Below are 26,834 nucleotides of genomic sequence, written 5' to 3'. Positions count from 1 at the left end.
GATGAAGGACGCGCCGCTTATTCTATGAATTCAGGAGGCATGCATATTTATTAAAATCACTTACGCCGGACAAGGTTATTTCAATCTTTCCCATAAAAGTGAACATGCCATTAAGTGGCGATCCCACCACGTTTGTGGACAGTTACGTAAAGCTTAACTACCTTCATCCTTACTTAATTTCATGACATCCGATCATGGCCCTGAGACAGGCGGATACGGGTGAGATCGTGAATACCCCCATTACCTATTGGCCACTCTCTGAACTCAGAGGCTGTGAAAAAACCGAACGCAGTTGCAGCCGCCCGACGGCGGTCGCAGCAGGCAAGCGATTTTTTCACAACTTTCAGCTTTCAGGCACCTAGGCTCGAGGTCGCTAGCGTCAAGAGGCACAGCCGCAGCGATCTGCCGGACACTTTCCAACTGCACGTTCAACCAGGAATGCAGCCGTGCAAAAAGCACTGAAGATAGTCAGTTTCGTGATCCTTGCGCTGATGGCCGGCGCAGTCGTCTATGCCGGGCTTATCGGCATCACCTATTGGACCGGCATCGGCGTCTAGAGAGTTGGCAATGAATAAACGACAAACACGCTCGTTCGCTCTGATATCGACCGCTATCGCTGTTGTTGTATTTCTTGGCCTGACAGTCGACAGTCACCGACAGTTCCCCAAACTGACCAATGCCGACCAGATCACCCCGCAAGTCACGCGCGGCAAGGATGTCTGGCACCAGTACAACTGCATCAATTGCCACACCCTGTTCGGCGAGGGCGCCTATTACGCCCCCGATCTGACGAAAATCTCCCAGCAGCGCGGCGCACCCTATCTCACGGCCTTCCTCAAGGATCCCTCCAAGTTCTATGACGAGCAGCGCCATCGCCGGCTGATGCCAAACCTGAACCTCGACGACGAGGAAATCGCCGGGCTGATCGCCTTCCTTGACTGGGTGAGCAAGGTCGACAACCAAGGCTGGCCGCCACGACCGATTCTGGTCACTGGCTCGTCGATCCCCGGTACGGACCTGGCGGTGGCACAACAGGACGTCTCCGGCTCGACCCCATCCGACAGCCGCCTGCCGCCTGGTGCCCGCCCGGTCTCCGGCACGGAAGACCCGATAGCCCTCGGTGAAGCGCTGTTTCGCACGGCCACACCAGTGTGTAGCGCCTGCCACTCCATCGCGCCGGGGGTCAATCTTGCCGGGCCAACGCTCGCCGGGTTGGCCAGCCGAGCCAAACAGGTCATCGCCTCCGCCGACTACCAGGGCGGCGCCAAGGACGTCGAAGGCTTCATTCGCGAATCCATAGTCACGCCGAGCGCCTACCTCCATCCCGGAGAAATGTATTCAGCCGACGGCATGTCGTTCATGCCCAACACCTACCCCAAATCGCTGACGTCTGAACAGATCGACCAACTGGTCGCCTATCTGGCGTCCTTCCAGTAACCGCCGGTTGCCTCGTGCGCAACGGCGCAACTGATCGCAGGGGATGACCATGCGCTACAAGTCTCAATCCGTCGCCTACTGGTATTTCGCCGTCGCCATGGTGCTGTTCGGCCTGCAACTGGTCTTCGGTCTGCTCTCGGCGGCGAAGTACCTGGGGCCGGACCCGCTGCTGCAGTTCCTGCCGTTCGATGTGACCAAGGTCATCCACACCAACCTGTTGATCGTCTGGGTGCTGACCGGGTTTATGGGCGCGACCTATTGGATGGTGCCCGACGAGTCGCGCACCGAGTTGCATAGCACCAAGCTGGCGTACATCCAGCTCGGCTTGTGGACGGCCATGGGCGTCACCGCGGTCATCGGCTACCTGTTCGGCTATGGCACCGGTAACAAGTTGCTCGAACAACCGCTGCCGCACAAGCTCGTGATCGTCATCTGCATGTTGATCTTCCTCTACAACATCGGCATGACGATCAAGAAATCCGGGCGCTTCACCACCACCGAAGGCGTGCTCTTGCTCGGTCTGGGCAGCGCCGCCGTGCTGTATGTTCCGGCCCTGCTGCATTACGAGAACTACACGGTCTCCATCTACTATCGCTGGTGGACCATCCACCTGTGGGTCGAAGGCGTCTGGGAGATGATTCAGGGCGCCTTCCTCGCCTACCTGCTGATACGTCTGTCCGGCGCCGACCGTGAAGTGATGGAAAAATGGCTGTACGTGATCGTCGGCCTGGTCTTCATCGCCGGCATCCTCGGCACCGCACACCATTATTACTGGGTCGGCGTGCCGGGTTACTGGTTGCCGATCGGAGGCGTCTTCAGCGCGCTGGAGCCCGCAGCGCTGGCCGGCATGGCGATATATGCCTACAACGCGTTACGCCGATCCGGGCTCTCCCACCCGAACAAACTGGCGCTGCACTGGACCCTCGGCAGTGCGATCTTCACCCTGTTCGGCGCCGGTCTTCTGGGCTTGGCCCACACCTTTCCCGACGTTAACAAGTGGACTCACGGCACCCTGATTACCGCCATGCATGGCCACGCGGCTTTCTACGGAGCCTACGCCATGATCATCCTGGCGATGATCACCTATGCCCTGCCGCGCATGACCCGGCGCAACGAGGAAGGCAGCAGCATCGGTTATTGGGCGTTCTGGCTGCAATTGGCGGGCATGTTCGGCATGACTCTGTCATTCGCCACCGCCGGCATCGCCCAGGTCTACCTCGAACGCATCCTCGGCATGGGCTATCTGGACGTGCAACTGAAGATCCAGGTGCACTTCCTGATGCTGGTGGCCACTGCGTCTATCTTCGCCCTCGGTGTAGGGCTGTTCATCTTCGATTTCTTCCGCCATGCGCCGCGCTTCGTTATCGACGAGCCCGATCCGGCTCTGACAACGCCGCCGACCTCAGACGCTGCCTTATGATGGAGCATTCGCTGTCGCGCCGCTCAGGCACGGAGCCCGTACTGCGGGAAGCACAGCCCTATTACCAGCCCTCCGGTGACGAGGTGGCGATCTTCGAACAATGCCATGCCCAGCAACTGGCGATCATGCTCAAGGGGCCAACCGGCTGTGGCAAGACCCGCTTCGTCGAGCACATGGCCTGGCGCCTCAAGCGCCCGCTGATCACCATCTCCTGTCATGACGACCTGAGCGCCAGCGACCTGGTTGGGCGCTTCCTGATCGGTCAGCAAGGCACCCATTGGGCGGAAGGCCCACTGACCCGGGCGGTGCGCGAAGGCGCCATTTGCTACCTGGACGAGGTGGTCGAAGCGCGCCAGGACACCATTGTCGTGCTGCACCCGCTGACCGACTACCGGCGCATCTTGCCACTGGACAAAACCGGCGAAACTGTCGAAGCCTCGCCGCACTTCCAACTGGTGGTGTCCTACAACCCCGGCTACCAGCGCATGCTCAAGGATCTGAAGCCGAGTACCCGCCAGCGCTTCGTGGCACTGGACTTCGACTTCCCGCCTGCCGAGCGCGAGATCGCCATCGTCATGCACGAAGGTGGCACCGACCACGCCACCGCCCACGCCCTGGTCTCGCTCGCGCAGCGGCTGCGTGCCCTGCAGGACCGCGGCCTGGCGGAAGTTCCCAGCACGCGACTGCTGATCGCCAGCGCACGCCTGATCAGCAGCGGCATCGCCGCCCCCATCGCCTGCCGGGCCGCGCTAATCTCGCCGCTGTCCGATGATGCCGCGCTGGTCGGCGCCATGCGCGACCTGGTCGACCTGACGTTCATCTGAATGGCCGAAGCCGAAGATGTCATCACCGATGTCGCACGGCATGCCACGGTCTATGCCCAGGCGTTGTGGCGGCGCCACCACAGTCCCGCGAACGCAGCGAAAATCGTCACCTTGGCAGATGTCGCGCAACGCCTCGATCTGCTGATCAGGGCCCTGTTCGGCACCAGCTATCCGCTACGTGTCGCGCAACCGCCCTTGCCACCCACGCTGTTGGTAAAGCTGTTCCAGCGTAACGAAAAACCCCGCCAGCAGACCGCCGTTCCCGCTACCGATGGCGTGCATATATGGCTGCCGGGGCAACTGGACGGCGAGGATACCCCGCTCGCCCTGGCGCGCTACCGAACCCTCGCCCTGCAACAGGCAATGCGCGCCCAGCGAGGCAGCGCCGCCCACCTGCAGGTTCTCGACGATCCGCTGCAGCGCAGCCTCTATCTGCTTCTCGAAGCCTGGGCTGCAGATCGCGATCTTGTGCACCAATTGCCGGGGCTTACCGCCTCGCTGCAGGCGCTACGTCAGCAGGCCTTGGCCAATCGCCCGCCCATGCGCGCCTTCTCCAGCCAGCGCCAGCCGTTGGAAAGGTTCCTGCGTGCCCTGCTGCGCAGCGAATGCGGCCAACCACTGGAGCATTTGCCGATACCAGCGACAGCGACCGACTCGCTGCAACAGGCGCAGGCGCAGGCGGCACGCCTCATGTCGGCTGAACAAACCCGCAGGCTCGGCGCCCAACCGCTGTTGCGTGACGCCTGGACCGGCGATCTACGTTTGCCGGCAATCGCCTTGAAGCTGCCGGAAACTGTCGGCGCCGAAACCGAACCAGCCGATGCCCTGCCGCGCAGCGCGCGCCTGCCGCGCCGACCGAACGTGCGCGAGGCTCATGCGGGCGAAGATGACGTCCAGGAACAGGGCCCGAGCATGGTGCAACCCGGCGAGCCGCTGGAACATGCCGAAGACCCCATGGGCATATCGCGCCCGACGGATCGGGACACAGCCACCCCAGCCGCCGATTTCGCCGACTCGCTGGCGGAGTTGAACGAAGCCAGGCTGGTGGTCGCACCGGGCCGGCCGAAGGAAGTACTGCTTGCCGACGAACCGCCAGAAACGCGGGTTCAGCGCAGCGCCGAGGCCCCGGCAGCCAACGGCATCAGCTACCCCGAATGGGATTACCACAGCCAGACCTACCGCGACCCAGGCGCGACTGTGCGCCTGTGCGCCGCCCAGGACGGCCCGCAGCAATGGGTCGAACAGACCCTGGAGACCCATCGTTCGATGCTCGATGCCATCCGCCGGCAATTCGAAAGGTTGCGCGCCAGTCGGGTCAGGCTGCGCAAGCAACTCGATGGCGACGATATCGATCTGGAAGCCTATATCGATGGCTGCGCCGAGGCCCGCGCCGGCCTGAGCATGCCGCAGGCGCTGTACCAGACGCAGCATTGCATCAGGCGTGATATGGCGATCATGCTGCTGATCGACGTCAGCGGCTCCACCGACGGCTGGCTCTCCCAGCATCGACGGATAATCGATGTCGAGCGCGAAGCCTTGCTCCTGGTTTGTCTGGCGCTGGAAAGCATGGGCGAACCCTATAGCGTGCTGGCGTTCTCCGGCGAAGGGTCGCAGCAGGTCACGCTACGTACGCTCAAGGCATTTGATGAGCGCTACAGCGACGAGGTCGGTCGGCGCATCGCCGCGCTCGAACCGGAACGCTATACCCGGGCGGGCGCCGCCATCCGCCACGCCAGCACCTTGCTGATGCGCGAAGCGGCCAGACATCGGCTGCTCCTGCTGCTCTCCGACGGCAAACCGAACGATGTGGACGAGTATGAGGGCCACTATGGTGTGGAAGACATGCGCCAGGCGGTGACCGAAGCCAAGTTGCAAGGCATCTACCCCTTCTGCCTGACCATCGACCGCCAGGCCGCGAACTACCTGCCGGCGGTGTTCGGCCCCCGCCAATATGCCCTGCTGCCCAAGCCCGAGCTGTTACCCGGGGTGCTGCTGGAATGGATCAAGCGACTGGTATTGGCATGAGCTCGATACCCATCGGTGAGCCATCCATCAGCGCGTAGCGCAACTATGCCCAACTCCAGTTTCGTCACCCCTATAAGCGCGCGGCAATCGATAGCGAAGTGTCCGCAGGGTTTTGCGGCTCACCAGTGGATATAGAACATGCCCTTGGCCAGCAGGACGATGCCGAGCATCTGCGCCAGTACGGCCCAGTGCAGCTTGCGGTAGAGGCTCGGGCTCATGCGCCCGGAGCGCAGCAGCATGGCGACCAGGCCGAAGCTGAAGAACAGGCTGACGGCCAGCACGATCTTCAGACTGAGCAAGGTGGCGAAACTGCTGGCGAAGGGATCGACCAGCGCCTGGCGGTGGTACCAGGCCAGGCCGAAGCCGGCGCCGTAGACCAGCAGCACCACCCAGTGCAACACCGTGCGCGTGCGCCGGCCGAGCGCCTGTTCCAGCTCGGCTACCGCGCCAGATGCGAGTTGCGGCTTGACCTTGGCGAGGATGATCACCTCGAAGAACAGCGTGCCGATAAAGGCAATCGCCGCCAGCAGGTGCACCACGTGTAACAACGAATAATTCATTACAGCCTCTGCATTCAGCGCCGAACTTGCGGAGCGAGGGTTAGCCGCGCAGCGGCGTAACCCGCCAGCGGGCGTCACACCGTGCGCGAGAAGCGGCCTTTCTGCTCGCCACCCAGATAAGCATCGAAAGCCATGGCCACGCTGCGCATCATCAGATGCCCCTGCGGCAGCAGCACCAGGGCGTCATCGTGGATTTCCACCAGGCGATCCGCTACATGCTCCTCGAGTGCCGCCAGGGAGTCGGCGAAGTAGTCCTTGAAGTCGATCCCGTGGCGGGCCTCGATAGTGGCGAAATCGACCCGGCCATGGCACATCAGGGCGCTGATCACCTCACGGCGCAACAGGTCGTCGGCATTCAGGGTGTAGCCGCGATGCACCGGTAACAGGCCCTGGTCGATGCGGGCATAGTACTGCGAGAGCAACTTGACGCTCTGACTGTAACTGTTGCCGACATTGCCGATAGAGGACACGCCCAGGCCGATCAGATCGCAATCGGCATGGGTCGAATAGCCCTGGAAATTACGCTGCAAGGTGCCATTGGCGCGCGCCAGGGCCAGTTCGTCATCCGGCAGGGCGAAATGGTCCATGCCGATATACACGTAGCCAGCGTCGGTCAGGCGCTTGATGGTCAGTTCCAGCAGCTCCAGTTTGCGCTCCGGTGGCGGCATGTCTTCACGACGGATCAGGCGCTGCGCACGCACCATTTCCGGCAGGTGGGCATAGCTGTAGGCAGCGATGCGATCCGGACGCAGGGCAATGATCTTGCTCAGTGTCACGTCGAAGCTGGCCACCGTCTGCAGCGGCAGGCCGTAGATCAGGTCGACGCTGACCGACTTGAAGCGCGCCGCGCGAGCGGCGGCGACCAGCGCATAGACCTGTTCCTCGCTCTGCACCCGGTTGACCGCCGCCTGCACATCCGCATCGAAGTCCTGCACGCCGAAGCTCAGACGGTTGAAACCGAGCCCACGCAAATGCTGGATCTGCTCGGTGCTGATAGTGCGCGGGTCGACTTCGATGGAGAACTCGTGGTCGTCGCTGTCATCCATGTTGAAGGCCTGGTGCAAGGTAGCCATCAGGTCGGCCAGTTGTTCGCTGGTCAGGTAGGTTGGGGTGCCGCCGCCCAGGTGCAACTGGGTCAGCTTGCGCGTACTGTCGAACAACTGCGCCTGCATGGCGATCTCGCGCTTGAGATAGGTCAGGTACTCCACCGCGCGGTGGGTCTTCTGGGTGATGATCTTGTTGCAGGCGCAGTAGTAGCAGAGGCTCTGACAAAACGGGATGTGGATATACAGCGACAACGGCTTGGGGACGGCCGCCTGATTGCTGGCCGTAGCGGCACGCTGATAATCGTCCACGGCAAACGCCTGATGAAACTGCGGCGCAGTGGGGTAAGAGGTGTAGCGCGGCCCTGGACGATCGTACTTCTCGACCAGAGCGCGATTGAAGTTCAGCGATTGGCCCATGTTCGGCCACCTCGTAGCGTGAATGTGGAAGACCGCAGCAGCGGATAGCGAAGCGCCTGCCCTGCCCGTATCGACAGCCGGCAACAATGCCGCAATTGTAGGATGCGGGTTCAGGCGAAAAACCTGACGAAGGTCAATTTTGGCACAGAACCCGGCTCCAGTTATGCGCGTCGCACAGCTATTGTCGGGTATGGGTGCCGGACGCGGCAGCTGGCGCGTGCGCGGCTCAGGGGCGGGGAAAGAAGTCGCCAGAGCGCCGCTGGGCTTGGCAGGCCGCTGCGCGCCCGCCGCAACCAGCGACATACACTAAGAATGCCGGATTACTGCTCAGTGATCGCGCAACTCGAAATGCACAAACAGTTGCTCCAGGCGCCGCCACAACTCGCCCGCCTCGCTCGGCGTGGCAGTCATGGGCAGATCCGGATCGAGCATGCGCCCGCTGCGCACCAACTGCACGGCGAAGCGCTCGACCCCGAAGGCATGCAGGCGCTGGCCGATTCGCCACAGACGCTCGACGTCCAACAGATGCCAATGCACTGTGGTTCGGCACTCGTAGTCCACGCCACTGGCCAGTAACCGTTCCAGGCTGCGCCAGTTGGCCTTGCCGCTGCCGCTGACTCCCGTGATCAGATCGGCATCCTCGACCAGAGCCTTGACATCGAAACCGACCCAGTCCGCCGCCTGGGCCGCCCAGGCGAAAGCCCAGGGCTTGATTCCGGCGCTATGCAGGCCGACCTTGAAACCCAGCTGGCGTACCTGTTCCATCGCCGGCACCAGGCCACCCTGCAGTGTCGCCTCGCCGCCACTGAACACCACCGCCTGCAACAGGCCCTGACGCCGCTGGAGGAACCCCAGTATCTGCGACCAGGCGATTTCCTGCTCACCACGGGCCGGGATCAGCTGCGGGTTGTGGCAATAACGACAGCGCCAAGCGCAGCCCTGACAGAACAGCACACAGGCCAGCAGCCCGGGGTAGTCGAGGGTGGTCAGGGGCACCATGCCCCCGACCCGTAACGCTCTGCTCACGCAGCGCGTACTCGCGCCGCCGCTTCGGTGAAGTGCTGACGCTCATGGTGCTCGGACTGCTTGCCCGGGTTGAAGGCGGTGACCGGGCGGTGATAGCCCATCACCCGGGTCCAGACCTCGCAGCGCTGGCGCTGGGCTTCGGGGAGTTGCTGAGTGCTGTGCATGGTGTCGCTCCTTGCTGTGGGGAAACGGGAAAACAGTGGCTCCGTGGGAGGGGCTTTAGCCGCGATCGGACCGCACAGTCAGCCGCAAGCCTTCTCGGCGCAGCCTTGCTGCTTGTGCAGCAGCGCCTCGTCGCATTTCGGGCAGAACTCGTGCTCGCCATCCAGGTAGCCGTGCACCGGACAGATGGAAAAGGTCGGGGTCACTGTCAGGTACGGCAGGCGGAAGCGGCCCAGGGCGTTGCGTACCAGTTGCTTGCAGGCCTGGATCGAGGAAATCCGCTCGGCCATGTACAGGTGCAGCACGGTGCCGCCGGTGTATTTGCACTGCAGCTCGTCCTGCAGTTCCAGCGCCTCGAAGGGGTCGTCGGTGAAGCCCACCGGCAACTGCGAGGAGTTGGTGTAGTAAGGCGCGTCGCTACTGCCGGCCTGGAGAATGTCCGGGTAACGCTTGCGGTCTTCCTTGGCGAAACGGTAAGTGGTGCCCTCGGCCGGGGTGGCTTCGAGGTTGTACATCTGCCCGGTTTCTTCCTGGAAGCGCATCAGGGTGGCCCGCACATGGTCGAGCAGATGCAGGGCGAATTCACGCCCCTTCGGCGTATGCATGCCCTCCTGGTCATCGGTGAAGTTGCGCAGCATCTCGTGCAGGCCATTCAGGCCGATGGTCGAGAAGTGATTACGCAGGGTGCCCAGGTAACGCTTGGTATAGGGATAGAGACCGGCGTCCATGTGGTGCTGGATCACCTTGCGCTTGACCTCCAGGCTCTCCATCGCCAGCTCCATCAACTGATCGAGGCGCTTGAGCAGGCCCTGGGTGTCGCCCTTGAACAGGTAGCCCAGACGCGCGCAGTTGATCGTCACAACGCCCAGCGAGCCGGTCTGCTCGGCCGAGCCGAACAGGCCGCCGCCGCGCTTGAGCAGTTCGCGCACATCCAGTTGCAGGCGGCAGCACATCGAGCGCACCTGATTGGGCTGCATGTCCGAGTTGAGGAAGTTCTGGAAGTACGGCAGACCGTAGCGTGCGGTCATCTCGAACAGGCGGTCGGCGTTCTCGCTGTCCCAGGGAAAGTCATGGGTGATGTTGTAGGTCGGAATCGGGAAGGTGAACACCCGGCCCATGGCGTCGCCGGCCTGCATCACCTCGATATAGGCACGGTTGATCAGCTCCATCTCGGCCTGCAGGTCGCCATAGGCGAAGGGCATTTCCACACCGCCGATATAGGGAATCTGTTCGCGCAGGTCTTCCGGGCAGACCCAGTCGAAGGTCAGGTTGGTGAACGGGGTCTGGGTGCCCCAGCGCGACGGCACATTGAGGTTGTAGATGAACTCCTGGATGGCCTGGCGCACCTCGGCAAAACCCAGGTTGTCCTTGCGCACATAGGGCGCCAGGTAGGTATCGAAGGAGCTGAAGGCCTGAGCCCCGGCCCACTCGTTCTGCAGGGTGCCGAGGAAGTTGACCATCTGCCCCAGGGCACTGGACAGGTGCTTGGGCGGCCCCGCCTCGACCCGCCCGGGAATGCCGTTGAAACCCTCGTTGAGCAGGCTGCGCAGCGACCAGCCGGCGCAGTAACCGGCGAGCATGTCGAGGTCATGGACATGCAGATCGGCTTCGCGATGGGCCTGGCCGATGGCCTCGCTGTACACCTCGTCCAGCCAGTAGTTGGCGGTGACCTTGCCCGACACGTTGAGGATCAGCCCACCGAGGGAATAACCCTGGTTGGCGTTGGCCCGTACCCGCCAGTCCTCGCGCGACAGGTACTCGTTCATCGACGCCGCCACATCCACCAGCGCCTTGCGGTCGCGGCGCAGCCGGCCGTGGCGTTCGCGGTAAACGATATAGGCACGCGCGGTCTGGTAGAAACCGGCCTCCATCAACACCCGCTCGACGCGGTCCTGCACCTGCTCGACATCGATACCGGGCAAGTCCAGCAGGCGCAGCAGCACCGCTTCGGCCAACTCCCCCGCCAATACCTCGCCGAACTCGCCACTGGCCTCGCCCGCCGCGATGATTGCCTGACGAATCTTGCCGAGGTCGAACGCGGCGATGCTGCCATCGCGCTTGCATAATTGCTGGGGATGAAGGGCTTTAACCGGGCTGAACATTTCGCCTCCTGGCACTACATATAGATATTTATTTGTCTTAAGACACAATATGCAGTGGAAAGTACGCGATAAACGCCAATCTGATATTGACCTCGATCAAGAACCGAAAACGCCATACCCCTAGCCCATGGCCGACCACCTCCCGCACTCGGAGGCGGTGAGAATATCGAGCCTGGTGGCGAGGCTGTCATCAGGCGCGCGCGGCAAGGCACGCACGAAAAAAAGGCCGCTTAGAGCGGCCAAATGGGAGGGTATAAGATTTTGCCAATCAGTACGCTTGCCAGGAAATCAGCAAGGCTTCAGCCGCCACTGGCATTCATGAAGCGCAGGATCTTCACTTCGCCATCGCCGCTGAATTCGTGGCGCAGTGGTTTGCGTTGCAGAGCTTGCTGCACCGCTTCGATGATTGGCTGATCGTCCAGCGGATAGCGGCGCACCAAGGCGCGTAGGTCGATGGAATTTTCATGGCCCAGGCACAACAGCAGGCGCCCTTCGACTGTCAGGCGCACGCGGTTGCAGGTGCTGCAGAAATTGTGCGAGTTCGGCGAAATGAAGCCGATGCGCGTGCCCGCATGCTCCTTCAGGCGGATATAACGGGCTGGGCCGCCGCTGTGCTCGGCGCTGTCGAGCAGGGCATGGCGACTGGCGATCAGCTTGCGTACCTCTTCGCTGGAGCAATAGGACTCGCCGCGTGAGCGGCCGACTTCGCCCAGTGGCATTTCTTCGATAAAACTGATGTCCAGTTGCTTGGCGATGGCGTAATCGACCAGGTGCAGCACCTCGTCGAAGTTACGCCCCTTCATCACCACTGCGTTGAGCTTGATCCGCTCGAAACCGGCAGCGCGCGCCGCCTCGATACCGTCCAGCACCTGACGCAGGCTGCCGGTACGGGTGATACCGCGAAACTTGCCGGCGTCCAGGCTATCGAGGCTGATGTTCAGGCGCTTGACCCCGGCGTCGGCCAAGGGCTTGGCCAGTTTGACCAGTTGCGAGCCATTGCTGGTCATCACCAGTTCACGCAGCCCGGGCAAGGCGGCGATGCGCTGACACAGTTCGACTATGCCGGTGCGTACCAGCGGTTCGCCGCCGGTCAGGCGGATCTTCTTCACCCCCAAGCCGACGAATAGCGACGCCAGCCGATACAGCTCTTCGAGGCCGAGTACCTGCTGACGCGGCAGGAAGGTCATGTCTTCGGCCATGCAATAGACACAGCGGAAATCACAGCGGTCGGTGACCGACATGCGCAGGTAATCGACTGTGCGGCCGAAGCCATCCTGCAGTTGTGTGTCCATGGTTTCTCCGATGCCTGCGCTGCCGTAGCCCGGATGCAATCCGAGGCTTTTCGCTTGCAGCTTATGGCTTGTCGCTTGCGGCTTTCTTCTATTGCAACAACGGCGAATCGGCGCCTTGCAACTGAATGCCGATGATAGTCGCCGCGCCAATCAGGGTTTGCAGGTACTGAGCCACGGCCTTTTGCCATACGCCCTGTTGCAATAGTGCACGGATAGAGTCGGCGACCACTTCGTAGGGTAACGCCTTGCCTTCGATGCGCTGATCGACGCTGACCACGTGCCAGCCGTAACGGCTCTCAATCGGCTGACTGGCCAGCCCGGCAGGCAATTTGAACAGTTGCCGCTCGAACTCGGGTACGGTCTGGCCTTTGCTCAGTTGCCCCAATGCACCAGCCTGCGCCTTGGACGGGCATGCCGAATGGGTCAGCGCCAATTCGGCGAAACGACCGCCATCCACATGCAACAGCTCGAGCAGCTGTTCGGCCTTCTCGCGTACCAGACTACGACCCTCGATATCATCCGGGGCGCACTCGAGCAGGATATGCCGCGCCGCCAACAAGGGGGCGGTGACGTAGCGCGCCTGGTTGCTCTGGTAGTAGCGCTGACAGCTCTGTTCGTCGCACTCTGGCAGCGCCACTTCCAGCGCAATCAGTTGACGGGTGGCCGCCTCCTCCGCGCTTTCGCCGGGTTCGGCCTGCACCGACACGCCCAGTTCGACGATGCGCTGGTGCAGCAGCTCACGAATAACCAGTGCCTGAGCGGCAAGAAACACCGCATCTTCACGGCTACCCGCCGGGTGATATTGCAGCTCCTGGGCCATGGCGTCTGGCGCGATAAGCACGCCATTGACCGTGATCCGCGGCCACTCCTGCTCGCTGCTGGCGATCAGCGTGGGCGCTGACTCGACCTCCTCGGCGAGCGCCTCAGGCTCATCGGCCGTAGGCTGTGATTCCGGGGTTACCTCTTGCACCCCCGGGGCATCGACCACCAGATCGACTGGCGGTTTCTGTCCGCCACAGCCGCCCTGCCCTGCATTGCCACCACCGCATCCGCATCCCATGACAAATTCCTCGCTATCGCTTAAATCATTCACCTGAACACCAGGCGTGTGGTGGGCCGAAGCGGCTAGTCGCCAGGCCCACCCCACGTCACTGGCGTGTTAAGGAGCTTTGGTCTTGACGGCGCCCATGGCATAGCCAGGCTGCGGCGCTGCTACGGGTTTTTCGCGAACAGGTTGCGCATACGGGCGAACCTGCGGCCGCTGTGCAACCGGACGAGTCCCTTTCTGCCGGACGATCTGGTAGCGCCGGCCCAGGTACCACACCGGCGCACTGACGATGTGTACCAGACGGGTGAAGGGGAACAGCACGAACAGAGTCAGACCGAGGAATACGTGCAGCTTGTAGACCAGGCCCACCGGCGCGATGGCCGCAGCGGCCTCCATCGGTTGCAGGGTCACGGTGTACTGAGCCCAGTTGGCCAGCATCACCATCACCGAACCATCCATATGGCCGGTCGAGGCGACGATGGTCAGCAAACCCAACACCAGCTGCACCAACAACACCACCAGGATCATGCTATCGCTGGTGCTGGAACTGGCCCGCACCCGCGAATCGCCGAAGCGACGCTTGATCAACATCAGCAGGCCGATCAGGCAGAGGATGCCGAAGAAACCACCGGAGACCATGGCCAGCAGTTGCTTGTTCTCGGTACTGATAAACGCATGGTAGAGGGCCGATGGCATCAGCAGGCCGACGAAGTGACCGGCCAGGACGAACAACACGCCGACGTGGAACAGGTTGCTGGCGATCCGCATGTAGCGCTGCTCAGCCGCCGTGCGGGCGAATATCTGACTGGAGCCGGCCTTCCAGCTGTATTGCGACAGATCGAAACGTGCCCAGCTACCGATGATGCAGATGGCCAGGGCGATATAGGGATACACCCCGAACGCCAACAGATTGATGTTAGACATTGCCCACCTCCTGAACCGGCGCGGCGGCCGGCCCTTCATGCTTGAAATCCACCCAGTGCAGCGGCACCGGCACTTCTTCGCGGGCCTTGCCCGGCATCGTCGTCTGGCTCGGGCAGCGGTCCTGCTGCTCGGCCTGGAGGAAGTCCACGGCCTCCTCCTCCCAGATCTTGTCGAGGGCTTCGAGCGAGTCGTCGCGGACCTCGGCGGCAACCTGCTCGCGCATCTCGGCCATGGCCTGCTGCGGCTCCACTCCGGCGAGCTGCAACAGCGCGCGGAAGCAGCTGGCATAGGCGCTTTCGCGCTCATCCAGACGAGTAGCCAGCAACGTCAGCAGATGGCTGACATCTGCCAGGCCCTCGCGGGCCTCCAGATCTTCGCGGGTGGAGAGAAACTCCAGGTACAGCGGGATATAGTCGGGCAGCTCCTTGACGCCGATGGCGAAACCGGCCTCTTCGTACTGCGCCATCATGTCGACCATGGCCTGGCCACGATCGCGCGACTCGCCGTGTACATGCTCGAACAGCAGCAGCGACAGCGAACGACCGCGACCGAACAGCGCACCGTAATGCTCCTGGCCGTCCATCAGGTCGTTGTCGCAGATCAGTGCCAGCAATTCCTGCAGCGCGCTGCGTTGTTGCGGGCTGATTTCCCGCGAGGCGTCGATGGCCAGGGCCAGCTCGGCCCGGCCCTCCAGCAACTGCTCGGTCGGGTAATCCAGGAGCAGTGAAATCACCTTGAGAATTTGCATGCTCAGTCCTCCCACAACTGTACGGTTTTGAGGATGTCGCGCTGGTTGGACTTCTTCGCCCCGAACATGTTGGTGTCGGAGCTGCCACTGCAACCGCTGCCGAAGCTGAAGCCACAACCGGAACGCTCGCCGAAGGCATCGCTCATGGCGTCCTCACGGTGGGCGCTTGGCACCACGAAGCGGTCTTCGTAGTTGGCGATCGCCAGGTAGCGGTACATGTCTTCGACCTGGGCCACGCTCAGGCCGACATCGGCCAGCACCTGCAGATCCTGCACGCCTTCCACTTGCTCGGCACGCTTGTAGGCACGCATGGCCAACAGCCGCTTGAGCGCCAGTTTGACCGGCACGACATCGCCGGCGGTGAGCAGGTTGGCCAGGTAGCGCAACGGAATGCGCAGGCTGTCGACATCCGGGATCACCCCGTTCATGCCCACGGTACCGGCTTGCGCGGCGTTCTGGATCGGCGACAGCGGCGGTACGTACCAGACCATCGGCAGGGTGCGGTATTCCGGGTGCAGCGGCAGAGCCAGCTTCCAGTCCACCGCCATCTTGTAGATCGGCGACTTCTGCGCGGCATCGATCACCGACATCGGCACACCGTCGGCCAGGGCCTGGGCGATGACTTTCGGATCGAACGGGTCGAGGAACATGTCCAGTTGCTTCTGGTACAGGTCCTGCTCGTTCGGTGTGCTCGCCACTTCATGGATGCGGTCGGCGTCGTACAGCAGCACGCCGAGGTAGCGGATGCGGCCCACGCAGGTTTCCGAACACACGGTCGGCATGCCGGCCTCGATGCGCGGGTAGCAGAAGATGCACTTCTCGGATTTGCCGCTCTTCCAGTTGAAGTAGATCTTCTTGTACGGGCAGCCGCTGATGCACATGCGCCAGCCGCGGCACTTTTCCTGGTCGATGAGGACGATACCGTCCTCCTCGCGCTTGTAGATCGCGCCGCTCGGGCAGGAGGCCGCACACGCCGGGTTCAGGCAGTGTTCGCACAGACGCGGCAGGTACATCATGAAAGTATTTTCATACTCGCCATAGATGTCGGCCTGGATCTGGTCGAAGTTCTTGTCCTTGCGGCGCTTGGCGAACTCGGTACCGAGAATCTCTTCCCAGTTCGGACCCCACTCGATTTTCTGCATGCGCTTGCCGGAGATGACCGAACGCGGCCGGGCGGTCGGCTGGTGCTCGCCCAGCGGAGCGGTGTGCAGGTGCTGATAGTCGAAATCGAACGGCTCGTAGTAGTCGTCGATGGTCGGCAGATTCGGGTTGGCGAAGATATTCGCCAGTACGCGGAACTTGCCGCCAATCTTCGGGTTGATCGAACCATCCTTGTTGCGGATCCAGCCGCCCCTCCACTTGTCCTGGTTTTCCCATTCCTTGGGGTAGCCGATCCCTGGCTTGGTTTCGACGTTGTTGAACCAGGCGTATTCCATGCCTTCGCGGCTGGTCCAGACGTTTTTGCAGGTGATCGAACAGGTGTGGCAACCGATGCACTTGTCCAGGTTGAGGACCATGCCGACTTGCGAACGAATTTTCATGGCAGAGCTCCTCAAATGTCTTGTGGCAGGGGTTGTGGCAGAGCTTCATCGTCTGTGCCGTCAAGCCAGTCGATCTTGTCCATCTTGCGTACCACGACGAACTCGTCGCGGTTGCAACCGACCGTGCCGTAATAGTTGAAGCCGTAAGCCTGCTGGGCGTAGCCACCGATCATATGGGTCGGCTTGAGCAGCACGCGGGTCACCGAGTTGTGGTGGCCACCACGGGTCTTGGTGGTCTCGCTACCGGGCATGTTCACGATGCGTTCCTGGGCGTGGTACATCATCACCATGCCGTCCTTGACCCGCTGGCTGACCACCGCACGGGCGACCAGGGCACCGTTGGCGTTGAAGCACTCGATCCAGTCGTTGTCCTCGATGCCGGCGCGCTTGGCGTCGGTCTCGGAGATCCAGACGATCGGCCCGCCACGGCTCAGGGTGAGCATGATCAGGTTGTCCGAATAGGTGCTGTGGATACCCCACTTCTGGTGCGGGGTGATCCAGTTCAGCACGATCTCGGTGTTGCCGTTCGGGCGCTTGTCCTTCACGTGACTGATGGTGCGGGTGTTGACCGGCGGCCGGTAGCTCATCAACTGCTCGCCAAACGCCTGCATCCACGGGTGATCCTGGTAGAACTGCTGACGGCCGGTGATGGTGCGCCATGGAATGTACTCGTGCACGTTGGTGTAGCCGGCGTTGTAGCTGACATGCTCGTCTTCCAGACCCGACCAGGTTGGGCTGGAGATGATCTTGCGCGGCTGCGCCTGGATATCGCGGAAGCGAATCGCCTCGTGCTCTTTCGGCAGGGCCAGGTGACTGTGGTCCAGGCCGGTGAACTCCGAGAGTGCAGCCCAGGCCTTGAGCGCCACGTGGCCGTTGGTTTCCGGAGCCAGGGTGAGGATCACCTCGGCCGCATCGATGGCCGACTCGATCTGCGGCCGGCCTTTGCTGACGCCTTCGGCGCGTACTTTGTGGTTCAACTCGCCGAGGAATTCGACCTCATGCTGAGTGTTCCAGTCGATGCCCTTGCCACCGTTACCCAGCTTGTCGAGCAGCGGGCCGAGGGAGGTGAACTTCTTGTAGATGTTCGGGTAGTCACGCTCGACCACGGTCATGTTCGGGCAGTTCTTGCCGGGAACCGGGGCTTCGCCGGCGGTTTTCCAGTCGATGCCGCCGAACGGCTGGGCCAGTTCGCCGGGGCTGTCGTGCTGCATCGGGATGGTGACCAGATCCTGCTCGATCCCCAGTTGGCCGACCGACATATCGGAGAAGGCCTTGGCGATGCCCTTGTAGATTTCCCAGTCGGAACGCGCTTCCCAGGCCGGATCGATGGCCGCGGACAGCGGGTGGATGAAGGGGTGCATGTCCGAGGTGTTCATGTCGTCCTTCTCGTACCAGGTTGCCGTCGGCAACACGATGTCCGAGTAGACGCAGGTGGAAGACATGCGGAAGTCCAGGGTGGTGACCAGATCGAGCTTGCCGATCGCGCCTTCGTCGACCCATTCGACATCGTTGGGCTTGAAGCTGCCACATTTGCCGAGGTCGTCGCTCATCAGCCCGTTCTTGGTGCCCAGCAGGTACTTGAGCATGTACTCGTGGCCCTTGCCCGAGCTGCCCAGCAGGTTGGAGCGCCAGATGAACATGTTGCGCGGGAAGTTCTCCGGGCTGTCCGGCTGCTCGCAGGAGAAGCGCAGCGAGTCATCCTGCAGCGACTTGAGCACGTATTCCACCGGCGCCATGCCGGCCGCCTTGGCATCCTTGGTGATTTGCAGCGGGTTGCGGTTCATCTGCGGCGCGCTCGGCAACCAGCCGGCGCGTTCGGCGCGGATGTTGTAGTCCAGCGCGTGCTCGGGGAACTGCGACTTGTCGGCCAGCGGCGAGAGCACTTCGTGCATGCTCATCTTTTCATGGCGCCACTGCGAGCTGTGGGCGTAGAAGAAGCTGGTGCCGTTCATCTGCCGCGGCGGACGGCTCCAGTCCAGGCCAAAGGCCAGGGGCAGCCAGCCGCACTGCGGACGCAGTTTTTCCTGGCCGACGTAGTGGGCCCAGCCGCCACCGGTCTGACCGACGCAACCGCACAACATCAGCATGTTGATCAGGCCACGGTAGTTCATGTCCATGTGGTACCAGTGGTTCATCGCCGCACCGACGATGATCATGGAGCGACCCTTGGTCTTGTCGGCGTTGTCGGCAAATTCGCGGGCGATCTGGATTGCCTTCTCGCGGCTGACACCGGTAATCCGCTCCTGCCAGGCCGGAGTACCCGGCACGCTGGCGTCGTCGTAGTCCTTGGCGACGTTGCCGCCACCCAGGCCGCGGTCGATGGCCAGGTTGGCTGCCGACAGGTCGAACACGGTGGCGACCTTGGCTTGGCTGCCGTCGGCCAGGGTGATGCTGCGCACCGGTACGCGGCGCAGTTGCACGTCTTCGCCGGCGACATGCTGGAAGTGTTCGTGGGTCTGGCCGCCGAAATACGGGAAGGCCACTTCGGCGACTTCTTCGCCGATCAGGCTCAGCTGCAGCTTGACTTCGCGACCGGCACCGCCTTCGCGGGCCTCGATGTTCCACTTGCCCTTCTCGCCCCAGCGGTAGCCGATCGAACCCAACGGCGACACCAGCTGATTGGTGTCGCTGTCCAGCGCGATGGTCTTCCACTCGGGGTTGTTTTCCTGACCGAGGTTGTCGGCCAGGTCGGAGGCGCGCAGGAAACGGTCCGGCTGGTAGCCGTTCAGCTCAGGCGTGGCACCGACGTGGTCCTTGAGCAGCACCAGCACCGGGAAGTCGGTGTAGCGGCGCACGTAATCGGTGAAGTAGGCACTCGGCTTGTCGAGGTGGAACTCTTTGAAGATGACGTGGTTGAACGCCTGCGCCAGCGCCGCATCGGTGCCCTGTTTGGGGTTCAGCCAGAGGTCGGTGAGCTTGGCCACCTCGGAGTAGTCCGGGGTGATCGAGACGGTCTTGGTGCCCTTGTAGCGCACCTCGGTGAAGAAGTGCGCATCCGGGGTGCGCGTCTGCGGCACGTTGGAGCCCCAGGCGATGATGTAGTTGGAGTTGTACCAGTCGGCCGACTCAGGCACGTCGGTCTGCTCGCCCCACACCTGTGGAGATGCCGGCGGCAGGTCGCAGTACCAGTCATAGAAGGACAGGCAGACGCCACCGATCAGCGACAGATAACGTGCGCCCGCGGCATAGCTGACCATCGACATGGCCGGGATCGGCGAGAAGCCGACCACGCGGTCCGGGCCGTGCTCCTTGACGGTGTAGACGTTGGCCGCGGCGATGATCTCATTGACTTCGTCCCAGCTCGAACGGATGAAGCCACCCATGCCACGCTTGCTCTTGTAGCTGGTGGCCTTGGCCGGATTCTCGACGATGCTCGCCCAGGCCTGTACCGGGGCCATGGTGGCCCGTGCTTCGCGCCAGAGCTTCAACAACGGCTTGCGCACCTTGGGGTACTTCAAACGGTTGGCGCTATAGATGTACCAGCTGTAGCTGGCACCACGCGGACAACCGCGTGGCTCGTGGTTGGGCAGATCGTTGCGGGTACGCGGGTAGTCGGTCTGCTGGGTTTCCCAGGTGATCAGACCGTTCTTCACGTAGATCTTCCACGAGCAGGACCCAGTGCAGTTCACTCCGTGGGTGGAACGCACGATCTTGTCGTACTGCCAGCGCGAACGGTAGACGTTCTCCCAATCGCGGGACTCTATACGGGTTTCGCCATGACCATCGGCGAACTCACCCTGTTTGCGGTTGAAAAAGCGCAATTGGTCGAGTATGTGACTCATCTTTTTTTCCTCTCAGGCTTGCAGCAGGATCTGGGTCCTACACACGCAATGATTCGATTCTTTACCGCGCCGCCCTCATCCGGCTCCAGGTACCGGCTGAGGGTGGAGTCATGCCCGTTAGCAGGGGGTTTCCGCGCCTTTGCGCGAGTACCACCACCAGGTCACCAGGATGCAGCTGACGTAGTAGCCGGCGAACACGTACAACGCCATTTGCGGGCCGCCAGTCAGCGCCATGGAGGTGCCGAAGGATTTCGGAATGAAGAACGCCCCATAGGCGCCCATTGCCGAACTGAAACCGAGCACCGCGGCCGCTTCCTTACCGGCGTTCTTGATCGCCTGTTCCTTGACCGCCGCCGTCTTACCGATGCTGTCGCGCTCGTGCAGGGTGCGGAAGATCACCGGGATCATGCGGAAGGTGGAGCCGTTACCGATGCCGGTGGTGATGAACAGCAGCATGAACATGGCCAGGAAGCCGTAGAAGTTGCCCTCGGCGCCGGCCTGCGGAATGAAGGCCAGCACGCCGAATACCGCGGCGATCATCAGCACGAAATTCCACAGGGTGACCCGCGCACCGCCCATCTTGTCCGCCAGCCAGCCGCCCAGCGGGCGCGCCAGGGCGCCGACCAGCGGGCCGAGGAAGGCGAACTTGAGCGGATCGACGCCGGCAAACTGGGTTTTGATCAGCATCGGGAAGCCGGCGGCGAAACCGATGAAGGAACCGAAGGTGGCCAGGTACAGCCAGCACATCAGCCAGTTGTGCTTGCGCTTGAAGATCACCGCCTGCTCGGCGAACGAGGCCTTGGCGCTGCTCAGGTCGTTCATGCCGAACCAGGCCGCCACGGTCACCGCCGCAATGAACGGCACCCAGATGAAGCCGGCGTTCTGCAGCCACAGCTGGTTACCATCGGCCAGTTCCTGGGCCTGGCCGCCGACAGCGCCAAACAGGCCCATGCCGATCACCAAGGGCACGCCGAACTGCATCACCGATACGCCGAGGTTGCCCAGGCCGGCATTCAGACCAAGCGCAGTGCCCTGCTGGGCCTTGGGATAGAAGAAGCTGATGTTGGACATGCTCGAGGCGAAGTTGCCGCCGCCGAAGCCGCACAGCAAGGCGATGATCACGAACACGCTGTAGGGGGTGGCCAGATCCTGCACCGCGAAGCCCATCCACAATGCCGGAATCAGCAAGGACGCGGTACTCAGCGCCGTCCACCTGCGCCCACCGAAGATCGGCACCATGAACGAGTAGAAAATCCGCAGGGTCGCGCCGGACAGCCCCGGCAGCGCCGCCAGCCAGAACAGCTGGTCGTTGCTGAAGGTGAAGCCGATGCTGTTCAGGCGCACGATCACCGCGCTCCACACCATCCACACGGCGAAAGCCAGGAACAGCGCTGGAATCGAGATCCACAGGTTGCGCGAAGCTATCGACTTGCCGATGCTGCCCCAGAAGTGCGGATCTTCCGGACGCCAGTCATCGATCACCGGTCCCACCTTGGGCTTGCCCCCCAAGGCGGGGTTCTTGATTGCGGACATGCTCATTCTCCTTCAAGCGGCAGGAAAGCGGGAGCCGGAGACCTTTCGGCGGCCTGGCCCATAACGGAGGTTTTGCGAACTTCGCTGAAGTACATCCAGATCAGGGAGACCCAGACCACGCCGTACATCAACATGAAACTGGAGGAGCGCACGCCGGTCAGGTCGACCAGGGCGCCGAACATGATCGGCAGGATGAAGCCGCCAAGACCGCCGGCCAGGCCGACGATGCCGGAGATGGCGCCCATGTTGTCCGGGTAGTCGTTGGAGATGTACTTGAACACCGAAGCCTTGCCGAAGGCGAAGGCGATGCCGACGATGAACAGCAGCACGGTGAAGCCCCAGGCATTGAGGCCGATGCTGTAGCTCTGCGGGCCGTTGATAGTCTGGATGGTCAACTCGGTCTGCGGGTAGGACAGCAGGAACAGGCACACCCAGCTCACCCACATCACCCACCAGGTCACGCTCTGCGCGCCCCACTTGTCCGACATCCAGCCCCCCATGGCGCGCAGCACGCCGCCCGGCAGGGAGAAGCAGGCGGCCAGCAAGGCAGCGCTCTGCAGGTTGAAACCGTATTCCTCGACGTAGTACTTGGTCATCCACAGGGCCAGGGCCACATAGCCGCCGAAGACGATCGAGTAGTACTGGCAGTAGCGCATCACCTTGGGATCTTTCAGGGTGCGCAGCTGATCGGCCAGGGACACGTTGCTGCGTACCCGATGGCCCTTGTTCTCGTAGGTGCAGAACCAGAACAACAAGGCGGTGATGAACATGATCGCCGAGTAGACCTTGGGCACCATCTGCCAGCTGGCCGCGGCGATGATCGCTGGCGCGACGAACTTGGTCAGCGCGGAGCCGGCGTTACCGGCGCCGAAGACGCCCATGGCGAAGCCCTGGTTCTGCTTTTCGAACCACTTGGCGACATAGGCGATGCCGACCGAGAAGGAACCGCCGGCCAGGCCGACGAACAGTCCAAGGACGAGGAAATGCCAGTACTCGGTGGCCAGGCTGATCATGTAGATCGGCAGCACACAGACCAGCATCAGCAGGAAGAACACGATGCGCCCGCCGAACCTGTCGGTGAGCATGCCCAGCGGCAGGCGCACCAGCGAACCGGTGAGTACCGGTGTGGCGGCCAGCAAGCCGAACTGGGTGTCGTTAAGGTCCAACAACTCCTTGATCGGAACGCCGAGTACGGCGAACATCATCCAGATCATGAAGCAGATGGTGAACGCCAGGGTGCTCATACCCAGAACCAGGCTCTGCTGTATTCTCAAACTTGCCATAGCAACCCCCCTTGATTCTCGAACCATGGGCGGCACACTAGATAGGCAAGGGGGGCATGCACTTGACTTGGGTCAATTAATTCAGAGCCGCATGGGCCCACCCAGCCCCGGCCTACCTCTTAAGTGGTAGCTCGTTTGAACTTATTAAAAACCTTTTAAAACAAGCAGTTAGGCTTAATATAAATTCTTTTTTATGAGTCTTCGGGCAGCCCGAGTTCTTTGGAGGTAGTCAGTCCGATGTTGAGATGGATGCGCAGTTCAGTGCCGGTCAGAGCCGGTTTGGCGGTGACCCTGATCGCCGTGTTGGCTCTTGGCAGCTCAATCAGCGCCGGGCTGATCGCCTGGTTCAGCGAGGACGACGCGGCGGCGATCAATACCGCCGGTTCCCTGCGCATGGCCACCTACCGCCTGAACTGGCAACTCGAAGCCAATGCACCGGTGCAAGTCATCGCCGCGCTGCGCGACGACCTGCAGCAGCGTCTGGACAGCAGCCTGCAACAGCGCAGCGGCGGCAAGCCGGACGATCCGCTGTACATGGCTCACCGCGAGATCAACAGGTTGTGGCAGGAACAATTGCGCCCGGCCCTGGATCGCGGCGACAAGGCCACTTTCCAGCAGCACACCGAGAACTTCGTCGCCCAGCTGGAGCACTTCGTCATGCTCCTGCAGAAACGCAGCGAGCACCGTCAGGGCTGGCAGCAGAGCATCCAGGGCGCCGCCCTGCTGATTACCGTGATTATCCTGCTGGTGGGCATGTACGAACTGCAGCTCAATGTGATCAGCCCGCTGCAGGAACTGGTCACGGTGGCCGAGCGCTTCCGTCGCGGGGACCATAGCGCGCGGGTCGAGTTTCGCTCCGAAGACGAACTGGGGCAGATGGCCGAAAGCTTCAACGCCATGGCCGAGGCCATCGAGGAATCGCACCGCACCCTGGAAAGCCGGGTGGCGCAGAAGACCCAGACCCTGGCGCAAACCAATGCCGCCCTGGAGCTGCTCTACCAGAACAGCCGCAGCCTGGCCACCCGCCAGGCCAACGTCGAGCGCCTGGACGAATTGATCAGCCGTTTCCAGCAGCGCCTACCGGGCCTGCGCCTGACCCTGTGCCTGCAGGACAATGTCCACGCCCCCAGCGAGCAATTGCTGGCCCTGCATGGCAGCGAAACCCGCGAAGTCTGCGCGCGCAGCGAATGCGCCACCTGCGAACGCAGGACCAACCCCGAACAGGCCATCTTCAGCATCAACAACCAGGGCAATAATCTGGGCGAGCTGAAAGCCCACTTCCGCGATGGGCGCAGACCGCAGGCCTGGGAAACCGCGCTGATCCAGGCGCTGGCCAACCAGGTCGGTACGGCGCTATCGCTCAAACGCCAGCGCGAGCAGGAACATCGCCTGCTGCTGCTCGACGAGCGCACCACCATCGCCCGCGAACTGCATGACTCGCTGGCCCAGGCATTGTCCTACATGAAGCTGCAGGTCAGCCGCCTGCAGACCCTGATCCGCCGCGGTGAAAGTGTGCAATCTCTCGAAACCGTAAGCGACGAACTGCGCGACGGCCTGAACAACGCCTACCGGCAACTGCGCGAACTGCTGACCACCTTCCGCTTGCAGATTCAGGACGGCGGACTCGACCAGGAGCTCAAGGACACGGTGCAGGAGTTCGCCAAACGCGGCGACTTCAGCGCCGACCTGCAGATCGACCGCCTGGCCTTCCAGCTCTCGGCCAACGAGCAGATCCACCTGTTGCAGATCGCCCGCGAGGCGCTGTCCAACTGCGCCCGGCATGCCCGGGCCAAACACGCCTGGCTGCGCCTGCGGCAGATCGGCGAACAGGTCGAATTGTCGGTCGAGGACGATGGCTGCGGCCTGGTTCCGGGCTTCGACCCGCGCCAGCACCACGGCCTGACCATCATGCAGGAGCGTGCGCGCAGCCTGCATGGCCAACTCAGCATCGAACCCCGCGTGCCCTCGGGCACCCGTATCCATTTGCAGTTCCACCCCGAGTTCCTCGGGCATCACGAAGAAGGTAGCGCCGCATGAACTCGCCTATCCGTCACAGCATCCTGCTCGTCGACGACCATCCGATGATGCGCCGCGGCATGCGCCAGCTGCTCGAACTCGAAGCAGACCTGGAAGTCGTCGGCGAAGCCGGACACGGCCAAGAGGCCCTGGATCTGCTCGGCCAGCTGCAACCCGAGCTGATCCTGCTGGACAACAACATGCCGCAGATGAACGGCCTGGAAACCCTGCGCCGCCTGCGCGAGATGCACTACCACGGCAAGGTGCTGATCTTCACCGTGTCCGATTCCGAAGACGACATTCGCGATGCCATGCGCCTGGATGCCGACGGCTACCTGCTCAAGGACATGGAGCCGGAGTTACTGATCCAGCTGATTCGTGACGCTTTGCAAGGCAGCCTGGTGATCAGCCCTACCCTGACCCGAACCCTCGCTCAGGCGCTGCGCTCGCCCCATGCCAGCGCACAGGTCGACCTGACCGAACGCGAACGCCAGGTCCTGAAAACCATCGCCGCCGGCCACAGCAACAAGGTCATCGGCCACAAACTCGGCATCACCGAGGGCACGGTCAAGGTCCACGTAAAAAACCTGCTGCACAAACTCGGCCTGCGCTCGCGGGTCGAAGCCGCGGTCTGGGCCATGGAGCATTTGCGTTAAGGCTACGTATCCCCTAACGCCCATGGTGCGTACGGCGCACCCTACCAACTGCCTGCCCATCGCGGTCATGCGCCGCGCACCAGGCATCTACGACGACTGGCGGGGCAGACCGCCAGCTCACTGATCGTAGAGAAAGCTGTCGTCGAGCTGGTCCGCTCCGTTGACCGTCACCTCCAGGTCATTTACCAGACCGTCACTCAGGCCATAGATCCAGCCGTGCACCGCCAGCGGCTGGCCGCGTTTCCAGGCGTTCTGCACGATGGTGGTGTGGCAGACATTGCGCACCTGACGCTGCACGTTCAGCTCGCACAACAGATTGACCTGGGCTTCCGGCTCCAGGCCGTGGAAACGCTCCAGATTCTGGTGATAGAGCGCCTTGAGCGCCCGCAGCCAGTTGTCGATCAGACCCAGCGCCTCGTGCCCCAGGGCCGCGCGCACCCCGCCACAGCCATAGTGGCCGCAGACGATCACCTGCTTGACCTGCAGCACGTCCACGGCGTACTGCAGCACCGAGAGGAAATTCATATCGGTGGCCACCACCATATTGGCCACGTTGCGATGCACGAACAGCTCGCCCGGCATCAGACCGACCACCTCGTTGGCCGGCACCCGGCTGTCCGAGCAGCCGATCCAGAGAAACTCCGGGCGCTGCTGCCGCGCCAGGCGCGCGAAGAACTCCGGATCCCTGGCCTTGAGCGACCCGGCCCAGAAGCGGTTATTGGCCAACAACTGTTCAACGTCCATCGATGCTCCCGTTCTCCCCACCGGTGGCAGGGGCATGCGCAAGGATAGGCACGGCGCATGACGGCAAAATTGCTGCAGGTCAATATTCCACCCCCTCTACCCACCCTGAACCAGGACGCCCTCTTTAGAGGTAGTCCGCGCAAACGCCCGGTTACAGCACCGCGACTTTTTTTTGCCATCTTGATGATCGTCAATAAGTTCGATCGCCGCGCCGCTAACGTGCCCGCAGAATTCATCTGATGAGGCAT

19 protein-coding genes and 2 pseudogenes are annotated in these 26,834 nt (G+C 62.4%); 7 read left to right on the top strand and 14 right to left on the bottom strand.

The window, feature by feature from the left end:
* Window positions 1-567 precede the first annotated feature (567 nt).
* The 4 genes from BM315_RS00345 to BM315_RS00330 are packed head-to-tail and all read left to right on the top strand — an operon-like array spanning window position 568 to window position 5,706.
* Window positions 568-1,437 carry a c-type cytochrome gene (locus tag BM315_RS00345; protein ID WP_090496657.1) on the top strand — a complete coding sequence of 290 codons (870 nt, stop codon included), beginning with the start codon at window positions 568-570 and terminating at the stop codon, window positions 1,435-1,437.
* Window positions 1,438-1,486: 49 nt separating this feature from the next.
* Window positions 1,487-2,857, top strand: coding sequence for a cbb3-type cytochrome c oxidase subunit I (locus BM315_RS00340; RefSeq protein ID WP_090496990.1), 1,371 nt, complete (start codon window positions 1,487-1,489; stop codon window positions 2,855-2,857).
* Complete coding sequence (locus BM315_RS00335; protein WP_425287755.1) at window positions 2,854-3,681, top strand: CbbQ/NirQ/NorQ/GpvN family protein; 828 nt, start codon at window positions 2,854-2,856, stop codon at window positions 3,679-3,681. Before BM315_RS00340 ends, BM315_RS00335 begins: the two co-directional genes overlap by 4 nt.
* On the top strand, window positions 3,682-5,706 hold the full coding sequence (locus BM315_RS00330; RefSeq protein ID WP_090496655.1) for a nitric oxide reductase activation protein NorD: 2,025 nt from the start codon (window positions 3,682-3,684) through the stop codon (window positions 5,704-5,706).
* 119 nt (window positions 5,707-5,825) lie between these two features.
* On the opposite strand, the gene BM315_RS00325 is transcribed toward BM315_RS00330, so the two are convergent.
* The 13 genes and pseudogenes from BM315_RS00325 to BM315_RS00265 form a co-directional block, all read right to left on the bottom strand.
* Window positions 5,826-6,266 carry a CopD family copper resistance protein gene (locus BM315_RS00325; RefSeq protein ID WP_090496652.1) on the bottom strand — a complete coding sequence of 147 codons (441 nt, stop codon included), beginning with the start codon at window positions 6,264-6,266 and terminating at the stop codon, window positions 5,826-5,828.
* A 74-nt stretch (window positions 6,267-6,340) separates the two neighbouring features.
* Window positions 6,341-7,729 carry an oxygen-independent coproporphyrinogen III oxidase gene (gene hemN / locus BM315_RS00320; protein ID WP_090496650.1) on the bottom strand — a complete coding sequence of 463 codons (1,389 nt, stop codon included), beginning with the start codon at window positions 7,727-7,729 and terminating at the stop codon, window positions 6,341-6,343.
* Window positions 7,730-8,056: 327 nt separating this feature from the next.
* On the bottom strand, window positions 8,057-8,755 hold the full coding sequence (locus BM315_RS00315) for an anaerobic ribonucleoside-triphosphate reductase activating protein (RefSeq protein ID WP_090496648.1): 699 nt from the start codon (window positions 8,753-8,755) through the stop codon (window positions 8,057-8,059).
* Window positions 8,752-8,919, bottom strand: coding sequence for an anaerobic ribonucleoside-triphosphate reductase (gene nrdD / locus BM315_RS00310; RefSeq protein WP_090496645.1), 168 nt, complete (start codon window positions 8,917-8,919; stop codon window positions 8,752-8,754). Before nrdD ends, BM315_RS00315 begins: the two co-directional genes overlap by 4 nt.
* Window positions 8,920-8,997: 78 nt before the next feature.
* The gene (locus tag BM315_RS00305; RefSeq protein ID WP_090496643.1) at window positions 8,998-11,019 is read right to left on the bottom strand and encodes a ribonucleoside triphosphate reductase; all 2,022 of its coding nucleotides are present in this window, start codon (window positions 11,017-11,019) and stop codon (window positions 8,998-9,000) included.
* Between the two features lie 299 nt (window positions 11,020-11,318).
* Window positions 11,319-12,311 (bottom strand): GTP 3',8-cyclase MoaA, encoded by a 993-nt coding sequence (gene moaA, locus BM315_RS00300; protein ID WP_090496640.1) that lies wholly within the window; start codon window positions 12,309-12,311, stop codon window positions 11,319-11,321.
* A gap of 88 nt (window positions 12,312-12,399) precedes the next feature.
* The gene (locus tag BM315_RS00295; protein ID WP_090496638.1) at window positions 12,400-13,371 is read right to left on the bottom strand and encodes a peptidylprolyl isomerase; all 972 of its coding nucleotides are present in this window, start codon (window positions 13,369-13,371) and stop codon (window positions 12,400-12,402) included.
* Between the two features lie 222 nt (window positions 13,372-13,593).
* Window positions 13,594-14,283: pseudogene (gene narI, locus BM315_RS00290) on the bottom strand (respiratory nitrate reductase subunit gamma); the annotation flags it as partial.
* Complete coding sequence (gene narJ / locus BM315_RS00285; protein WP_090496633.1) at window positions 14,276-15,031, bottom strand: nitrate reductase molybdenum cofactor assembly chaperone; 756 nt, start codon at window positions 15,029-15,031, stop codon at window positions 14,276-14,278. The pseudogene narI and the gene narJ, both read right to left, overlap by 8 nt.
* A 2-nt stretch (window positions 15,032-15,033) precedes the next feature.
* Entirely contained in the window at window positions 15,034-16,572 is a 1,539-nt protein-coding gene (gene narH, locus BM315_RS00280; protein WP_090496631.1) for a nitrate reductase subunit beta, read from the bottom strand.
* 11 nt (window positions 16,573-16,583) lie between these two features.
* A complete protein-coding gene (locus tag BM315_RS00275; RefSeq protein ID WP_090496629.1) occupies window positions 16,584-20,354 on the bottom strand; it encodes a nitrate reductase subunit alpha in 3,771 nt (1,256 codons plus the stop codon).
* Window positions 20,355-20,471: 117 nt separating this feature from the next.
* On the bottom strand, window positions 20,472-21,887 hold the full coding sequence (locus BM315_RS00270; protein WP_090496627.1) for a NarK family nitrate/nitrite MFS transporter: 1,416 nt from the start codon (window positions 21,885-21,887) through the stop codon (window positions 20,472-20,474).
* Window positions 21,826-23,170 (bottom strand): annotated as a pseudogene (locus BM315_RS00265) (MFS transporter). Before BM315_RS00265 ends, BM315_RS00270 begins: the two are co-directional and overlap by 62 nt.
* Window positions 23,171-23,407: 237 nt before the next feature.
* On the opposite strand from BM315_RS00265, the gene BM315_RS00260 reads away from it, so the two are divergent.
* Together BM315_RS00260 and narL are read left to right on the top strand one after the other, a co-directional pair.
* Window positions 23,408-25,207: a HAMP domain-containing protein gene (locus BM315_RS00260; RefSeq protein WP_090496623.1), complete on the top strand. Its 1,800-nt coding sequence runs from the start codon at window positions 23,408-23,410 to the stop codon at window positions 25,205-25,207.
* On the top strand, window positions 25,204-25,842 hold the full coding sequence (narL, locus tag BM315_RS00255; RefSeq protein ID WP_090496621.1) for a two-component system response regulator NarL: 639 nt from the start codon (window positions 25,204-25,206) through the stop codon (window positions 25,840-25,842). The genes BM315_RS00260 and narL overlap by 4 nt, the downstream gene beginning before the upstream one ends.
* 117 nt (window positions 25,843-25,959) lie before the next feature.
* On the opposite strand, the gene can is transcribed toward narL, so the two are convergent.
* On the bottom strand, window positions 25,960-26,586 hold the full coding sequence (gene can, locus BM315_RS00250) for a carbonate dehydratase (protein WP_090496619.1): 627 nt from the start codon (window positions 26,584-26,586) through the stop codon (window positions 25,960-25,962).
* A 57-nt stretch (window positions 26,587-26,643) separates the two neighbouring features.
* Between can and BM315_RS24175 the strand changes: the two genes are divergently transcribed.
* Window positions 26,644-26,826: a hypothetical protein gene (locus BM315_RS24175; protein WP_141123909.1), complete on the top strand. Its 183-nt coding sequence runs from the start codon at window positions 26,644-26,646 to the stop codon at window positions 26,824-26,826.
* Window positions 26,827-26,834 lie beyond the last annotated feature (8 nt).

It is taken from the genome of Pseudomonas borbori (assembly GCF_900115555.1).
GTDB classification, from domain to species: Bacteria; Pseudomonadota; Gammaproteobacteria; order Pseudomonadales; family Pseudomonadaceae; genus Aquipseudomonas; species Aquipseudomonas borbori.
Note: the sequence above shows the minus strand (reverse complement) of the source record. Positions and strands in the feature narration are given on the sequence as shown.

Coding starts and splice junctions, on each gene's coding strand:
- can (WP_090496619.1), bottom strand. CDS start 26,586: ATGGACGTTGAACAGTTGTTGGCCAATAACCGCTTCTGGGCCGGGTCG.
- BM315_RS00305 (WP_090496643.1), bottom strand. CDS start 11,019: ATGTTCAGCCCGGTTAAAGCCCTTCATCCCCAGCAATTATGCAAGCGC.
- BM315_RS00275 (WP_090496629.1), bottom strand. CDS start 20,354: ATGAGTCACATACTCGACCAATTGCGCTTTTTCAACCGCAAACAGGGT.
- BM315_RS00260 (WP_090496623.1), top strand. CDS start 23,408: ATGTTGAGATGGATGCGCAGTTCAGTGCCGGTCAGAGCCGGTTTGGCG.
- BM315_RS00340 (WP_090496990.1), top strand. CDS start 1,487: ATGCGCTACAAGTCTCAATCCGTCGCCTACTGGTATTTCGCCGTCGCC.
- nrdD (WP_090496645.1), bottom strand. CDS start 8,919: ATGCACAGCACTCAGCAACTCCCCGAAGCCCAGCGCCAGCGCTGCGAG.
- BM315_RS00335 (WP_425287755.1), top strand. CDS start 2,854: ATGATGGAGCATTCGCTGTCGCGCCGCTCAGGCACGGAGCCCGTACTG.
- hemN (WP_090496650.1), bottom strand. CDS start 7,729: ATGGGCCAATCGCTGAACTTCAATCGCGCTCTGGTCGAGAAGTACGAT.
- BM315_RS00295 (WP_090496638.1), bottom strand. CDS start 13,371: ATGGGATGCGGATGCGGTGGTGGCAATGCAGGGCAGGGCGGCTGTGGC.
- BM315_RS00330 (WP_090496655.1), top strand. CDS start 3,682: ATGGCCGAAGCCGAAGATGTCATCACCGATGTCGCACGGCATGCCACG.
- narL (WP_090496621.1), top strand. CDS start 25,204: ATGAACTCGCCTATCCGTCACAGCATCCTGCTCGTCGACGACCATCCG.
- BM315_RS24175 (WP_141123909.1), top strand. CDS start 26,644: ATGACGGCAAAATTGCTGCAGGTCAATATTCCACCCCCTCTACCCACC.
- narJ (WP_090496633.1), bottom strand. CDS start 15,031: ATGCAAATTCTCAAGGTGATTTCACTGCTCCTGGATTACCCGACCGAG.
- BM315_RS00325 (WP_090496652.1), bottom strand. CDS start 6,266: ATGAATTATTCGTTGTTACACGTGGTGCACCTGCTGGCGGCGATTGCC.
- narH (WP_090496631.1), bottom strand. CDS start 16,572: ATGAAAATTCGTTCGCAAGTCGGCATGGTCCTCAACCTGGACAAGTGC.
- moaA (WP_090496640.1), bottom strand. CDS start 12,311: ATGGACACACAACTGCAGGATGGCTTCGGCCGCACAGTCGATTACCTG.
- BM315_RS00270 (WP_090496627.1), bottom strand. CDS start 21,887: ATGTCCGCAATCAAGAACCCCGCCTTGGGGGGCAAGCCCAAGGTGGGA.
- BM315_RS00345 (WP_090496657.1), top strand. CDS start 568: ATGAATAAACGACAAACACGCTCGTTCGCTCTGATATCGACCGCTATC.